Raw genomic sequence first — 13,833 nt, forward strand, 5'->3', positions numbered from 1 at the left:
CGCCCGATAGACTAGGCGTGACTTGAAAGCGGGCCCAGACCTGCGCGACGAGAGACCGCGAGTGGGAAAGCTGATGCTCCAGACGGCGAGCGAGACCGTAAACCGCACCCTTTCGAGGGTCTTCCCCGAACGGCGCCTGATCCTCCGAAGCGAAACGAACACGCGCTACTTCCGCGCGTCCCCGCTGATGCAGGCCTCTCTCCTCACCCTCGCCCTCGGCTTCGTCGGATGGACGGGCTACGCCAGCCTCACGCTCGCGGAAACCTCGCTCCGCGCCGCGGCGGCGACAGGAAAGATGGAGGCGGCGGAGGCGGCCTACGAGGCGCGCATCGCTTTGCTCGAAGGCCGGACCTTCCGCATGGCCGAAGCGCTCTCCGAGGCGCGGAGCGACGAGCATCTGGCGCTCGAACGCCTCCACGGCCAGCACGATACGCTCACGAACGCCATGTCGAGCGAGCGGGAGATCGCGGCGCGGCTCCAGTCCCAGCAAAGCCGGCTGATGAGCCTCTCCTCCGAACATGACAGCGCGATGCGCGTCTGCGAGGCGACGGAGCGGCGCGTCGCCGGGCTGGAGCGACAGCTCGCCGGCAAGACTGCCGAGGTGGCCCGACTCTCAGACACGCTCGCCGCGCTGAACGATACGGTGGTGGACGTCGCCTCGGCGCGGGACGACGCGGCCGAGACGACACAGAGCCTCGTCCTTCGGGTGGACGAGCTTTCGAGCGAGATCAGCGAGCGGGCGGAGCGGCAGAACCGAATTTTCGCGCAGCTGGAGGATGCGGCGGCGCTGAGCCTCGGCTCGCTCGAAAGCGTCTTCGAGAAAAGCGGCGTGCCGCTGGAGCCGATCCTCGACGCCGTGCGGCGTGAGGCGGGCGGCTCGGGCGGCCCGTTCATCCCGGCCGATCAGGTCGAGGCGCTGAGCCCGGACGCCGAATCCGCCCCGCGCCTCGCCGCGCTGATGGCCGATCTCGAACGGGTCAACCTCCTCCGCATCGCGGCTGAGCGGATGCCTTTCGCCCGCCCGGTCGGAGCCGCGCGGTTCACGTCGGGCTTCGGCTACCGGAAGGACCCCTTCAACGGCCGTTCCGCCCTCCATACGGGGATCGATTTCGCCGCCCGGCGCGGCTCGTCCATCGTGGCGACGGCGGAGGGGCGCGTCGCCTATGCCGGATGGCGGCGCGGCTACGGGAAGGTGGTGGAGATCGAGCACGCCTTCGGTTATGAAACGGTGTATGCTCACCTGAGCGAAATCCGCGTGAAGGTCGGTCAGCGCGTCTCGCGCGGGGACCGGATCGGGGATATGGGCTCCACCGGCCGCAGCACCGGAACCCATCTGCACTACGAAGTCCGCGTCGATGGAAAGCCCGTCAACCCGTTGAAATATATCGAGGCCGCACGAGATGTTCTCTAAGAGCAAGATCAACGAACCCACCCCCTCCCCGGCGCCGCAGCCGCCGCAGCCCTCCGCGCCTTCGGCGGCTTCGCCCTCGCCGACTCCGGCCGCGAGCCCGGCCGCCGCGCCGAAGCCGAAGGCCGCGCCCTCCATCATCTCCACCGACCTGAAGATCACCGGCAACCTTTCGACCGCCGGAGACATCCAGGTCGAGGGCACGATCGAGGGCGACATCCGCGCCCATCTCCTCACCGTCGGCGAGACGGCGGTGATCTCCGGCGAGGTGGTGGCGGACGATATCGTCGTCCACGGCCATGTGAAGGGCCGCGTCCGCGGCCTCAAGGTCCGGCTCACCTCCTCCGCCAAGGTCGAGGGGGACATCATCCACAAGACCATCGCGATCGAGAGCGGCGCGCATTTCGAGGGTTCGGTGCAGCGCGCCGAAGACCCGCTGAAGGCCGGCGCCAACCCGCCGAAGCCGTTCGCCGCCTCCGGCGACTGACGCCCCCGCCTCCCGAAGCCGGGGGGCGATGCGTTCATTCCTGCCCGGGCCCCGGACTTGATCCGGGGCCTCGATGCTCAGCGAGGAACGCTTCACAAACGCGGCCCGCAGAAAACATTTCAAACGCATCACGACTTTTATCGAGCAAATTCAAAGGCCGAGGGGCGATAACCATGGTTATCCCCCTCCCGGGCCCGAATCCCGCCCCTCGCACAACCCTGCCTCGCCTCCCGCCGAAGCCGGTGGCGCGGTCGCGGCGGAGCGGCTAACCCTGTCGCAAACACGACGAGGGAGGCCCGAATGGCGCGCCACTACGACGATCTCGAAACCCGTGGGCAGGATGAGCGGGAGGCCGCGCTCGCCGCCGCCCTCCCCCGCCAGATCGCGAACGCCATGGCCACGGCCCCGGCGATGGCGGCGCATCTCGGCGCCGTCGAGCCCGCGGCGGTGACGGACCGGGCGGCGCTCGCGAAGTTGCCCGTCCTCCGCAAGTCCGCCCTATCCGCCGCTCAGAAGGCCGCGCCGCCCTTCGGCGGCTTCGCCCCCTCACCCGGCGCGACGCATCACGTATTCCAGTCCCCCGGCCCGATCTACGAGCCGGGCGGCGTGGGGCGGGACTGGTGGCGCATGGGCCGCGCGCTCTTCGCCGCCGGGATCGGGAAGGGCGACATCGTGCAGAACTGCTTCTCCTACCACCTCACGCCCGCCGGCATGATGTTCGAGAACGGCGCCGCCGCGGTCGGCGCCTCCGTCCTCCCGGCGGGCACGGGGCAGACGGAACTGCAGGCGGAGGCGGCGGCGGCGGTCGGCGTCACCGCCTATACCGGCACGCCGGACTACCTGAAGGTGATCCTCGACAAGGCGGCGGAGATGGGGCTCGACCTTTCCCGCCTGAAGAAGGCGCTGGTCGGCGGCGGAGCCCTCTTCCCCTCGCTCCGCGCCGAATATCGGGAGCGGGGAATCCTCTGCATCCAGGGCTACGGCACGGCCGATCTCGGCTCCATCGCCTATGAGAGCCCGGGCCCGGACGGCGCCGTGGAGGGCATGATCGTCGACGAGGGCGTGATCGTGGAGATCGTCCGCCCCGGAACCGGGGACCCGGTGCCGGAAGGCGAGGTCGGCGAGGTCGTCGTCACCACGCTCAACCCCGATTACCCGCTGATTCGCTTCGCGACCGGAGATCTCTCCGCAATCCTCCCCGGGCTCGGCCCCTGCGGGCGCACCAACATGCGGATCAGGGGCTGGATGGGCCGCGCGGACCAGACGGCGAAGATCAAGGGCATGTTCGTCCGCCCCGAACAGGTCGCCGCCTTCGTCGCCCGCCATGCGGAGATCGCAAGGGCCCGCGTCACCGTCACCCGCGCGGGCGAGCAGGACGCGATGCTGGTCGAGGTGGAATCGCCGGGCGGGGACGCGGCGGCCTATGCCGAAAGCGTCTCGGCCGCGCTGAAGCTGAAGGGGGAAGTCCGCATCGTCGCCCCCGGCTCCCTGCCGAACGACGGCAAGGTGATCGACGACCAGCGGAAATACGACTGAAAGCGGAAGGGGGCGGGCCGGAGCCCGCCCCCGCGCCCGTCACCACATGGCGACGGGGTTGATCATCATCTGCACGGCGCCCTTCAGCCGCGCCTGCCCGAGCACGAACATGAACTCGTGGACTTCCTCCGCCGCGAGGCGGCCGGTGTTCATCGTCTCGAGGATGTAGATGCCGTTATGGGCGAGAAGGGTGACGTGCCCGTAGAACACCTTGTCCCCCGGCGCCGGCGGCACGGCCTCCAGCCCCCAGGTGTCCGCGCCGACCGCGACCGGGTTGAACCCGGCGAGGAACACCGCCGCCTCGTTCGTCAGCCCCGGCTCGCCCGAAACCCAGGCCGCCGGCTCGGCGTTCAGCTTCGCATCCGTCCAGCCGGTGTGGAACAGGATCACGTCGCCCTCGCGGAACTCGACGCCCTGCGCCGCGGCCGCTTCCTTGATCATGTCGGAGGTGATGGCCTGCCCGGCCTCCATCGTCTCGACGCCGAGATGCTTCGCCATGTCCACCAGCACGCCGCGGGCGACGATCGGCGGCACCTTGTCGATGCCGAGCTTGGTGAGCCCGGTCAGCTGCGCGAAGTCCGCGCCCTTGTTGCAGTTGTAGTAGGTGTCGTTCTCGCCAAGATGGCCAAGCCCGTCCAGCTGCGGGCCGGTCCCCCACCAGAGCTGGGAGATGTCGTCATTATAGGAGCCGGGCCAGCCGAAGCCGCCTTCGAGCGTCTTGCCGCCCTGCTGCCCCGGCTGCACGACCTGCAGCTGCATCTTCCGCGGCGGGAAGGCCGGCATGTTCGGGTCAATCACGATGCCGAGCGGGTGCGCCTCGCCCTTGACCACGAGTTTCGCCGCCGCCGCGACGCGCTCCGGCGTCACGAGGTTGGCGGCGCCGATCTCGTCATCGGCGCCCCATTTCGAGGGCTGGCAATCCTGAGCCGCCGCGCCGAGCGCGGAGGCGAACAGGGCGGCGCAGGCCGCAGCCGCGAGCCGGGAAATTGTCATCACGTCTCCTCCAGAGGGTCTTGTTCACGCGCCCTTTCCGGACGTCGCCAGCGAAGGCTAGCAGAGCCCTTCGCCGTTATTCTATCACATCGTCACGTCGCACGGGGCGAAGGGGCGGCCCGCTGAGGGGCCGCCCGCAACCGGTTCAGAACGCCGCGAGCGGCGCGCCGGCGGAGCCGGTGGCGCCCTTGATCGGCATCGGCGAGAAGATATAGGCGAATTCGGAGACGCCGGCCTCGATCAGCCGCTCCGTCGCGATGTTCTCGTGGATGAAGATGCCGTTCTTCGCGATGAACTCCTGGTGAACCGGGAAGGCGAGGTTGGGGTCGGGGTTGGGAACGACCTCTACCGGCCAGGTGTCGGCCCCGACAACGGCGACGCCGCGCTCGATCAGATAGGCCGCCGCTTCGAGGCCGATCCCAGGACAGCCGGAATTGTAGGTCGCGTTGTCCGTGATCCAGTGACGGCTCCAGCCGGTATGGATCAGGACCACGTCGCCCTCTCCCGGCTCGGCGACGCCCTGCCGGTCCATCGCCGCCCTCAGATCGGCGAGCGAGATCTCCTCCCCGGCGTTCATCGGCGCCCCGCGCACCGCGGCGATGTCGAGCACGATCCCGCGGGTGAAGAACGGCTTCACCTGCTCGACGCCGAGCTTCTTGACGCCGTAGGAGCCCGCGACTTCGGGGATCGTGGCGCCATTATAGAACTGCCCGCCTATGCCGATATGCGCGAGGCCGTCGAACTGCGTGCCGACCTGGCCGATCTCGGTGGCGAGGAAATCGTCCATCCAGATCACTTCGTTCTGGCCGAGCGGCCCGCCTGCGAGCCCGCCGGTGCCGCGAAGGCCGAAGACCCGGGCGCCGAAGAGCGGCATGGACGATTCGTAGGTCCGGCCGATCGAGATGACCGTCCCGGTCTTCATCAGCGCCATCGCCTCCATGACCTTCGCAGGGGTCATGAGGTTGGAGGCGCCGGCCTGGTCGTCCGGCCCGTATTTCGATTTCGTCCAGTCCGCGGCGGCGGCGCCGGCAAAGAGCGCGGCCGAGCAGGCGAGCGCGGTCATCATGCGGGGCTTCATGGGGTTCCTCCGGTCAAAGCCTTGTCCAAGCCGCGCTTTTCCCGGCGGCTGCGACAAATTGTTACCAGAGGCGCGGGCCGTTATTCTATCACATCGAAGGGCGATCAGGCGTCGAGCCATGCGAAGCCGCAGGAGACCGTCGCGGCGAGTTTCCCGCCCCCCGCCGCGCGGAACTCGGCCTGCGTCGCCGCCATGCGTCGCCCGTTCGAGAGGATCGAGACGGCGATCTCCACCTCCCCCTCCCCGAGCGGGCGCAGGAAACGGACCGAGAGATCGGTCGTCGTGCAGGGCCGGAACCGGTCCAGCGTCGCCACCAGCGCCATGACGGAGGCGGTGTCCCCCGCCGCCGCCAGCGCCTGCCCGCAGATCACCCCGCCCCCTTCCCCGCCCCGCCGCACAAGGTCCGCGCCGGCCGGCATCAGGAACCGCGCGCCCGCCGGCCCGATTTCCACCGGCCGGATGCGGAGCGCCTTCACCCAGGGCGCGAACACCTCCTCATGCAGCGCGGCAAGCTCCTCCAGCGTCATCCTCGGCTCCATATGTTACGAATGTCGGTTTGACTTCGCGATTTGCGTCACATATTCTCGATTGTGTAAGAGAGCGTAAGGCGGAGGCAAGCGGCGATGTATTCCCAGGGCCTGATCGGCGCGCATCACGAGGTGGAGGAGACGCCGGAATTCCTCGCCGCCTTCCAGCGGCGCATCGACGCCGAGGAGAAGATCGAGCCGAACGACCCGATGCCGGAGGCCTACCGCAAGACGCTGATCCGCCAGATCGGCCAGCACGCGCATTCCGAGATCGTCGGCATGCTGCCCGAGGGCAACTGGATCACGCGCGCCCCGTCCCTCCGGCGCAAGGCCGCGCTCCTCGCCAAGGTGCAGGACGAGGGGGGCCACGGCCTCTACCTCTACGCCGCCGCCGAAACGCTGGGCGTGAGCCGGGAGGAGATGACGGAGCAGCTCCATGACGGGCGGGCGAAATTCTCTTCCATCTTCAACTACCCCACCCTCTCATGGGCCGATATCGGCGCCATCGGCTGGCTGGTGGACGGCGCGGCGATCATGAACCAGATCCCGCTCTGCCGCTGCTCCTACGGGCCTTACGCCCGCGCCATGATCCGCGTCTGCAAGGAAGAGAGCTTCCACCAGCGGCAGGGCTACGAGATCATGATGTCGCTGGCCCGCGGCACGCCCGAACAGAAGGCGATGGCGCAGGACGCGCTGGACCGTCTCTGGCAGCCGGCACTGATGATGTTCGGCCCGCATGACAGCGACAGCGCGCATGGCGAGCAGTCGATGAAGTGGAAGATCAAGCGCTTCACGAATGACGAATTGCGCCAGCGCTTCGTCGACGCGACGGTTCCGCAGGCCGAATATCTCGGGCTCACGATCCCCGACCCGGACCTGAAGTGGAACGAGGAACGCGGCCATTACGATTTCGGCCCCATCGACTGGGACGAGTTCTGGCGCGTCGTGAAGGGCGGAGGCCCCATGACGCGGGACCGGGTGAGGGACCGCCGGAAAGCGTGGGAAGAGGGCGCCTGGGTCCGCGAGGCCGCGCTCGCCCACGCCGCGAAGCGCCGGGCCCGCGCCGCCGCGGCGAAGACGGCGGCGGAATAGGCCCGTGCCCCTCGCCCAGTTCAACATCGCCCGCGGGCGCTGGCCGAAGGGCGACCCAAGGATGGGCGAGTTCGAGGAGAACGTGCCGCGGATGAACGCGCTGGCGAGGCGGAGCCCCGGCTTCCTCTGGCTGCTCGACGACCGCGCCACGATCCTCGACGATCCGCGGATGACATGGACTCTCTCCCTCTGGGAAAGCCCGGAGGCGCTGGCAGCCTTCGCCTTCAATACGGTCCACCGCCGCTTCTTCCGCCGGAAGGCGGAATGGTTCGAGGCGATCGACCACGCCTGGTTCATCCTCTGGCCCATCGAACCCGGCCGCCTGCCGACGCTGGAGGAGGCGCTGGCGAAGAAGGCGAAGCTGGACGCGGAGGGGCCGTCCGACGAGGTTTTCGGCTGGGAGCGGTTCCCGCATCTCGCCGCCGCACGGGAGACAGCCGCATGAGCGCCGAGACGCCCCTCTGGGAAGTGTTCATCCGCCCGCGGAACGGGCTCAGCCACCGCCATGTCGGCTCCGTCCACGCGGCGGACGAGGTCCTGGCCGTGCAGGCGGCGCGGGACGTCTACACCCGCCGCGGCGAGGGCCTCTCGATCTGGGTCGTCCCCTCCGCCGCAATCACGGCTTCCGATCCGGACGCGAAGGGCGAGATGTTCGAGCCGGCGGAGAGCAAGATCTACCGCCACCCGACCTTCTACGACATCCCGGATGAAGTCGGGCATATGTGATGAGCACGCGCGACACGCTCTTCCAACTCCTGATCCGCCTCGCCGACGATCACCTGATCCTCGGCCACCGGCTCTCGGAATGGTGCGGCCATGCGCCGATCCTCGAGGAGGATCTCGCCCTCGCCAATATGGGGCTGGACTGCATCGGCCAGGCCCGCGCGCTCTACGCCCTCGCTGCGGAGCGCGAGGGGAAGGGGCGGAGCGAGGACGATCTCGCCTATCTCCGGGAGGAGCGGGCCTTCCGCAACCTCCTCCTCGTCGAGCGGCCGAACCGCGACTTCGCGCAGACCATGCTGCGGCAGCTCTACTTCGCCGCCTTCATGAAGCCCTGGTGGGCCGCAGCCGCGCAGTCGGCGGACGCCGACCTCGCCGCCATCGCCGCGCGGGCGGAGAAGGAGGCGGCCTATCACCTCCGCCACGCCGCCGACTGGACGATCCGCCTCGGCGACGGCACGGAGGAGAGCGCGCGCCGGATGCGCGACGCCGTGGAGGAACTCCACCCCTACACCCCCGAACTCTTCGAGAGTGACGAGACGACCGAGGCGCTCGCCGCCGCCGGCCTCGCCCCCGATCCGGCCGCGCTCCGCCCCGAATGGGAGGCGACCATCGCCCGCGTCTTCGCGGAAGCGGGGCTCGCGGCGCCGGAAGTCCGCTATCCGCTCACTGGCGGGCGGCGCGGCCTCCATACCGAGGCGCTCGGCCATCTCCTCGCGCCGATGCAATATCTCCGCCGCGCGCATCCGGGCGCGACATGGTGAAAACGGCGGACCTCGCCGAAGCGAAGGCGTGGCAAGCCGCCGCCGCCACGCCGGATCCGGAGATTCCGCCCCTCACGGTCGCCGATCTCGGCATCCTCCGCAGCGTGACGGTGGAGGGCCGGCGGGCGACCGCCCGCGTCTCGCCAACCTATACCGGCTGTCCCGCCGTCCTCGCCATCGAGTTCGACATCGCGCGGCGGCTCCGCGAGGCGGGGTTCGAGCCGGTGATAGAACGCGCCCTAGCCCCCGCCTGGACGACGGACTGGATCACGCCCGAGGGCCGCGAAAAGCTCCGCGCCGCCGGCATCGCGCCCCCCACGGCCGCGGCCGGCAAGGCCGCGCTCCTCGGCGCCCCGCCGCCGGACTGCCCGCGCTGCGGCTCGGCGGAGACGGAACGGCTCTCCGAATTCGGCTCGACCGCCTGCAAGAGCCTCTGGCGCTGCATGTCGTGCCGCGAGCCCTTCGACCATTTCAAATGCCATTGAGGAGAGCATGGCCGCGCCCCGCTTCCACCGCCTGACGCTCGAAGCCGTCCGTCCCGAAACGGCGGAGGCGGTCGCGCTCCGCTTCGCGGTGCCCGATGCGCTGCGGGAGGCCTACGCCTTCACGCCGGGCCAGTATCTGACCCTCCGGGCCGATATCGGCGGGCGGGACGTGCGGCGCTCCTATTCCATCTCCTCCCCGCTCGGCGCGGCCTTCCTCGAGGTCGGCGTGAAGCGGATCGAGGGCGGCGCCTTCTCCGGCTTCGCGCAGGGCCTGAAGGCGGGCGACGCGCTCGACGTGATGACGCCGCAGGGCCGCTTCGTCGCCCCGGTCGGCGGGCGGCATGACTACCTTCTCCTCGCCGCCGGCTCCGGCGTGACGCCCATGGTCTCCATCGCCCGCTCCGTGCTGGAGGGCGAGCCGGAGAGCCGCGTGGCCCTCCTCTACGCCAACCGGGCGACCGACACGGTGATGTTCCGCGAAGCCTTCGAGGACCTGAAGGACCGGTTCCTCACCCGCTTCCGCATCACCCATGTGATGGACGAGGAGGCGCAGGATTTCGAGCTCTTCAACGGCAGGCTGGACGGGGAGAAGCTGGCGACGATGGCGACGCGCGGCCTGATCGACCCCGCCGCCTTCGACGCCGTCTTCGTCTGCGGCCCGCAGCCCATGATCCGCGCCGCGACGGAGGCGCTGCTCGCGCTCGGCGTCGAGGAGGCGCGCATCCGGCATGAGCTCTTCACCCCGGAAGGCGCGCCCCCCGTCGCCTCCGCCGCGGCGAAGCCCCGCGCCGCCGCCGCCGCGCGCATCGAGGTCGTGCTGGACGGGGCGCGCCGCGGCTTCGGCATCGATCCGGCGGCGGAGACGGTGCTGGAGGCCGCGCATCGGGCCGGGCTCGAACTGCCCTATTCCTGCGCAGGAGGCATGTGCTGCACCTGCCGCTGCAAGGTGGTGGAGGGGGACGCGGCGATGGACGTCAACTATTCCCTGGAGCCCTGGGAGATCGAGGCGGGCTACACGCTCGCCTGCCAGACCCGGCCCAAGGGCGCGCGTCTGGTGCTGGATTTCGACGCGGCCTGATTCGAAGACGTCGCCGCAAGCCTTTGCTGCATCGCAACATTCTGCCGTCCGGTCGGCGCGGCGCTTTCGAAATTCCGCCAAATTTCGCGATTTCTCGTCAAGCGCGGCGATCTTGATTGACAGGCCGCCGCCAAGGCCCCTTAACCTGACGTCACAAAATCAAGAGGGTGCGACGAAGCGCCCGGATCGATCAACACGGGAGCTGACGCATGACATTTTCTCTGTCCATGAAACTCGGGGCTGCGGCCGCCTTCACGGCGCTCGCCGTGTCCTTCGCGCCGGTCGAGGTCGACGCGCAGGAGCGCGTCCGCTGGCGCATGCACTCGGGCTACGGCACCAACCTCGCCGTGCTCGGCCGCGTGCCGGGCTACATCGCCGAACAGGTCGGCAGGATGTCCGGCGGCAAGTTCGACATCAAGGTGTTCGAGCCCGGCGCCCTCGTCGGCGCCAACGCGTATTATGACCCGGTCGGGCAGGGCGCGTTCGAAATGGCCTACGGGACGCCCGGCTATCACCAGGGCCGGAACTCCGTCTACAACCTCTTCTCGTCCTGGCCCTTCGGCCCCGGCGTCGGCCCCTATCTGGCCTGGTACAAGTATGGCGGCGGGCTCGAGCTGGCCCGTGAGCTCTACGCGAAGGACAACATCATGTTCTTCATGTGCGGGATGATCCCGCCGGAGACCTCGGGCTGGTTCCGCGAGCCGATCGAGAGCCTCGACCAGCTGAGGGGCCTGAAGATGCGCTTCTTCGGCATGGGCGCCCTCGTGATGCAGAAGTTCGGCGTCTCGACGCAGCTTCTCGCCGCCGGCGACATCTACCCGGCGCTCGAGCTCGGCACGATCGACGCGACGGAATTCTCCATGCCGGCCATCGACCGCTCGCTCGGCTTCTACCAGATCGCGAAGTACAACTACTTCCCCGGCTGGCACCAGCAGGCGACCACGAACGAAATCCTGATCAACATGGATGCGTGGAACTCCCTGCCGGACGAGTACAAGGCGATGTTCGAGACGGCCTGCCACGCCAACATCGCCATCGAGTTCGCCGACGGCGAGAACCTCCAGTATCAGGCGATGCTCGACAACGAGAAAGACGGCGTCACGAACATGACGTGGTCGCCGGAAGTCCTCGAAGCGCTGGAAGCGGCGTGGAACGAGGTCAACGCCGAGGAGATCGCCAAGAACCCGGAATACGCCCGGGTCTGGGAAAGCTGGTCCAAGTTCTACGAGGGCTACAAGGTCTGGGGCGAGCGCGGCTACCTGAAGTAACACCGCCGTCTTGTCATCAAGCGAGCGCCGGCGCGACCTGTCGCGCCGGCGTCTTGGCCTACCAGCACGGCCCTTGGCCGATAGGAACCTGAAATGAACGGTATGCTGAAGATCGCCGATGGGCTCGATTCTGTCGTCCGGCGGGTCGGGATGGGCTTCGCATGGCTCGTCGTGCCGCTGATCCTCATCATCGTCTTCGACGTGGTCACGCGAAAGATTGACTACACGAGGCTGATGTTCTCGGATTTCACGCAGCAATCGGGATATTCCGTCTCCACCATCCTTCAGGACATGCAATGGCACCTGCACGGGGCCATCCTCCTGATGAGCTTCGGTCTCGGCTACCTCGCCAATGCGCATGTGCGCGTCGACGTCTTCCGCGAGCTTACGCCGCGCAGGACCCAGGCGCGGATGGAGTTCTGGGGCCTTCTGCTGTTCGCGCTGCCGTCGCTGCTCATCCTGATCTGGTATTCCTTCGTGCTCTGGAGCATTTCCTACGCCGCCAACGAAGGGTCGGAGTCGATGACCGGCGTCAGCTACCGCTGGGTCATCAAGTTCTTTCTCCCGATCGGTTTCATCGTGCTTCTCTCGGCCGTCGCCGTCACCATGATACGCCTCTACGCCTATCTCCGAGGCAGCGATCAGGAGGCGCAGGACGCGCTGGACCGGCTCGAGATCTTTGCGGACGACAATGCGGCGCTGGAGGCGGCGCGCCTCGAGGCTGAACGGGCGCTTCAGGCCGAGGCCGAAGCGGCAAAGAAGGGGCGCTGAGACATGGAATTCCTCGCAGGGCTCTGGGAGCCGATCTACGACCATCTCTACGTCTATATCGGCGCCTACATGTTCGTCGCCCTGGCGCTGATGCTGTTCACCGGCTTCCCGGTGGCCTTCGCGCTCTGCGGCGTGGCGACAGGCTTCGCGCTCTGGTCGATCTATCTCGACATTCTTGACTGGCCGGTCTTCTACCAGGTCGTCCAGAAGGTCTGGGGGGACAGCGGGTCCGGCGCCGTACACAACTCCATCCTCGTCGCGATCCCGTGCTTCGTGTTCATGGGCACGATGCTGGAGAAGTCGCGCGTCGCGGAGGACCTTCTGCACATCCTCCAGGTGATGCTGCGCCGGATTCCGGGCGGGCTCGCCCTCTCCGTCACCCTCATGGGCACGATCATGGCGGCGACGACCGGCATCATCGGCGCCTCCGTCGTGATGATCACCCTGCTGGCCCTGCCGACGATGCTCGCGCGCGGCTATTCCCCGGCGCTCGCGACCGGCACCATCGCCGCATCCTCGACGCTCGGCATCCTCATCCCGCCCTCGATCATGCTCGTGCTGATGGCGAACCTGCTGGCCGTGTCGGTCGGCAACCTCTTCATCGGGGCGATCCTGCCCGGCCTGATGCTCTCCGGCCTCTACTTCGCCTACATCATGACCGTCGCGGCGCTGAAGCCGTCCATCGCGCCCGCGATCAAGCAGTCGGAAATCGACATGGCGCCGACGGGGCGGGGCAACCTCCTGCTCTTTCTCGGCATCTCGGCTCTCGCGATCTTCATCGCCTTCGAGGCGGAATTCCTGCACATCTACGATGCGTTCAACTGGCCGCTTCTCGCCTTCCTCGCCGTCTTCGTCGCGGCGATGCTGATCGGGAAGCGGGAGGGCAACACCCTCCTCGGCGGCATCCTGAAAGGGTTCGTGCCGCCGATCTTCCTGATCGTGATGGTTCTCGGCTCCATCTTCGCCGGCTGGGCGACGCCGACCGAGGCGGCGGGCGTCGGCGCCTTCGGCGCGATGATCCTCGCCTTCTTCAACGGGTCGCTGACCATGGAGGTCATGCGCGCGGTCGTCCACCGCACCGCGCTCACGACGGCGCTCATCTTCTTCATCTTCGTCGGCGCGACCGCCTTCGCCACCGTCTTCCGCAACGTCTATGGCGAGGATCTGATCATCGAGCTCATCGAGTGGCTGGACCTTGCGCCCTGGCCGCTCCTCTTCGTCCTGATGGGCGCGATCTTCCTCATGGGCTTCTTCTTCGACTTCCTGGAGATCACGCTGATCATTCTCCCGGTCTTCGCGCCGGTGATCAAACTGCTGGCGCCCGCCTTCGCCGGCCATCTCGGCTATGCGGACCCGACGAACGCGGCGCAACTGGCGGAAGTGCAAGCGCAAGTGATATACTGGTTTGCGATCCTCGTGGCCGTGAACCTGCAAACGAGCTTCCTCACACCGCCCTTCGGCTTCGCGCTCTTCTACATGAAGGGGGTGGCGCCAAAGACGGTGAAGATGCAGGAAATCTATGCGGGCATCATCCCGTTCGTGTTCCTGCAGCTGATCGGCCTCGCGCTGGTGCTCGAATTCCCGGCCCTTGCGCTCTGGCTGCCATCGCTCGTCTTCGAGTGACGG

General features: G+C 68.1%; 15 protein-coding genes. 12 read left to right on the forward strand and 3 right to left on the reverse strand.

The window, feature by feature from the left end; all coding sequences use genetic code 11:
• Positions 1-73: 73 nt before the first annotated feature.
• The 3 genes from ACE37J_RS10470 (at position 74) to ACE37J_RS10480 (ending at position 3,431) form a co-directional block, all read left to right on the forward strand.
• The gene (locus tag ACE37J_RS10470) at positions 74-1,411 is read left to right on the forward strand and encodes a DUF5930 domain-containing protein (RefSeq protein ID WP_409711060.1); all 1,338 of its coding nucleotides are present in this window, start codon (positions 74-76) and stop codon (positions 1,409-1,411) included.
• Positions 1,401-1,895 carry a polymer-forming cytoskeletal protein gene (locus ACE37J_RS10475; RefSeq protein ID WP_409711062.1) on the forward strand — a complete coding sequence of 165 codons (495 nt, stop codon included), beginning with the start codon at positions 1,401-1,403 and terminating at the stop codon, positions 1,893-1,895. Before ACE37J_RS10470 ends, ACE37J_RS10475 begins: the two co-directional genes overlap by 11 nt.
• Positions 1,896-2,195: 300 nt before the next feature.
• Positions 2,196-3,431 carry a phenylacetate--CoA ligase family protein gene (locus ACE37J_RS10480; protein ID WP_409711064.1) on the forward strand — a complete coding sequence of 412 codons (1,236 nt, stop codon included), beginning with the start codon at positions 2,196-2,198 and terminating at the stop codon, positions 3,429-3,431.
• Between the two features lie 39 nt (positions 3,432-3,470).
• Here ACE37J_RS10480 and ACE37J_RS10485 read toward each other — a convergent pair whose 3' ends face one another.
• From ACE37J_RS10485 to ACE37J_RS10495, 3 genes are all read right to left on the reverse strand, one after another.
• Positions 3,471-4,424, reverse strand: coding sequence for a cyclase family protein (locus ACE37J_RS10485; RefSeq protein WP_409711066.1), 954 nt, complete (start codon positions 4,422-4,424; stop codon positions 3,471-3,473).
• A 145-nt stretch (positions 4,425-4,569) separates the two neighbouring features.
• Complete coding sequence (locus ACE37J_RS10490; RefSeq protein WP_409711068.1) at positions 4,570-5,502, reverse strand: cyclase family protein; 933 nt, start codon at positions 5,500-5,502, stop codon at positions 4,570-4,572.
• Between the two features lie 104 nt (positions 5,503-5,606).
• A complete protein-coding gene (locus ACE37J_RS10495) occupies positions 5,607-6,029 on the reverse strand; it encodes a PaaI family thioesterase (protein ID WP_409711070.1) in 423 nt (140 codons plus the stop codon).
• A 96-nt stretch (positions 6,030-6,125) separates the two neighbouring features.
• Between ACE37J_RS10495 and paaA the strand changes: the two genes are divergently transcribed.
• From paaA to ACE37J_RS10540, 9 genes are all read left to right on the forward strand, one after another.
• The gene (paaA, locus tag ACE37J_RS10500; RefSeq protein WP_409711072.1) at positions 6,126-7,121 is read left to right on the forward strand and encodes a 1,2-phenylacetyl-CoA epoxidase subunit PaaA; all 996 of its coding nucleotides are present in this window, start codon (positions 6,126-6,128) and stop codon (positions 7,119-7,121) included.
• A gap of 4 nt (positions 7,122-7,125) precedes the next feature.
• A complete protein-coding gene (locus ACE37J_RS10505) occupies positions 7,126-7,566 on the forward strand; it encodes a DUF3291 domain-containing protein (protein WP_409711074.1) in 441 nt (146 codons plus the stop codon).
• The gene (gene paaB, locus ACE37J_RS10510) at positions 7,563-7,847 is read left to right on the forward strand and encodes a 1,2-phenylacetyl-CoA epoxidase subunit PaaB (protein WP_409711076.1); all 285 of its coding nucleotides are present in this window, start codon (positions 7,563-7,565) and stop codon (positions 7,845-7,847) included. The genes ACE37J_RS10505 and paaB overlap by 4 nt, the downstream gene beginning before the upstream one ends.
• A complete protein-coding gene (gene paaC / locus ACE37J_RS10515; protein ID WP_409711078.1) occupies positions 7,847-8,605 on the forward strand; it encodes a 1,2-phenylacetyl-CoA epoxidase subunit PaaC in 759 nt (252 codons plus the stop codon). Before paaB ends, paaC begins: the two co-directional genes overlap by 1 nt.
• Positions 8,599-9,090 (forward strand): 1,2-phenylacetyl-CoA epoxidase subunit PaaD, encoded by a 492-nt coding sequence (gene paaD / locus ACE37J_RS10520; RefSeq protein WP_409711080.1) that lies wholly within the window; start codon positions 8,599-8,601, stop codon positions 9,088-9,090. The genes paaC and paaD overlap by 7 nt, the downstream gene beginning before the upstream one ends.
• Before the next feature lie 7 nt (positions 9,091-9,097).
• Positions 9,098-10,168, forward strand: coding sequence for a 2Fe-2S iron-sulfur cluster-binding protein (locus ACE37J_RS10525; protein WP_409711082.1), 1,071 nt, complete (start codon positions 9,098-9,100; stop codon positions 10,166-10,168).
• A gap of 227 nt (positions 10,169-10,395) precedes the next feature.
• Positions 10,396-11,436 carry a TRAP transporter substrate-binding protein gene (locus ACE37J_RS10530; protein ID WP_409711084.1) on the forward strand — a complete coding sequence of 347 codons (1,041 nt, stop codon included), beginning with the start codon at positions 10,396-10,398 and terminating at the stop codon, positions 11,434-11,436.
• Between the two features lie 93 nt (positions 11,437-11,529).
• Positions 11,530-12,207, forward strand: coding sequence for a TRAP transporter small permease subunit (locus ACE37J_RS10535; protein WP_409711086.1), 678 nt, complete (start codon positions 11,530-11,532; stop codon positions 12,205-12,207).
• Between the two features lie 3 nt (positions 12,208-12,210).
• Positions 12,211-13,830: a TRAP transporter large permease subunit gene (locus tag ACE37J_RS10540; protein WP_409711088.1), complete on the forward strand. Its 1,620-nt coding sequence runs from the start codon at positions 12,211-12,213 to the stop codon at positions 13,828-13,830.
• The last annotated feature ends 3 nt before the right edge of the window (positions 13,831-13,833 follow it).

It is taken from the genome of Pikeienuella sp. (assembly GCF_046290545.1).
Classification (GTDB): Bacteria; Pseudomonadota; Alphaproteobacteria; order Rhodobacterales; family Rhodobacteraceae; genus Pikeienuella.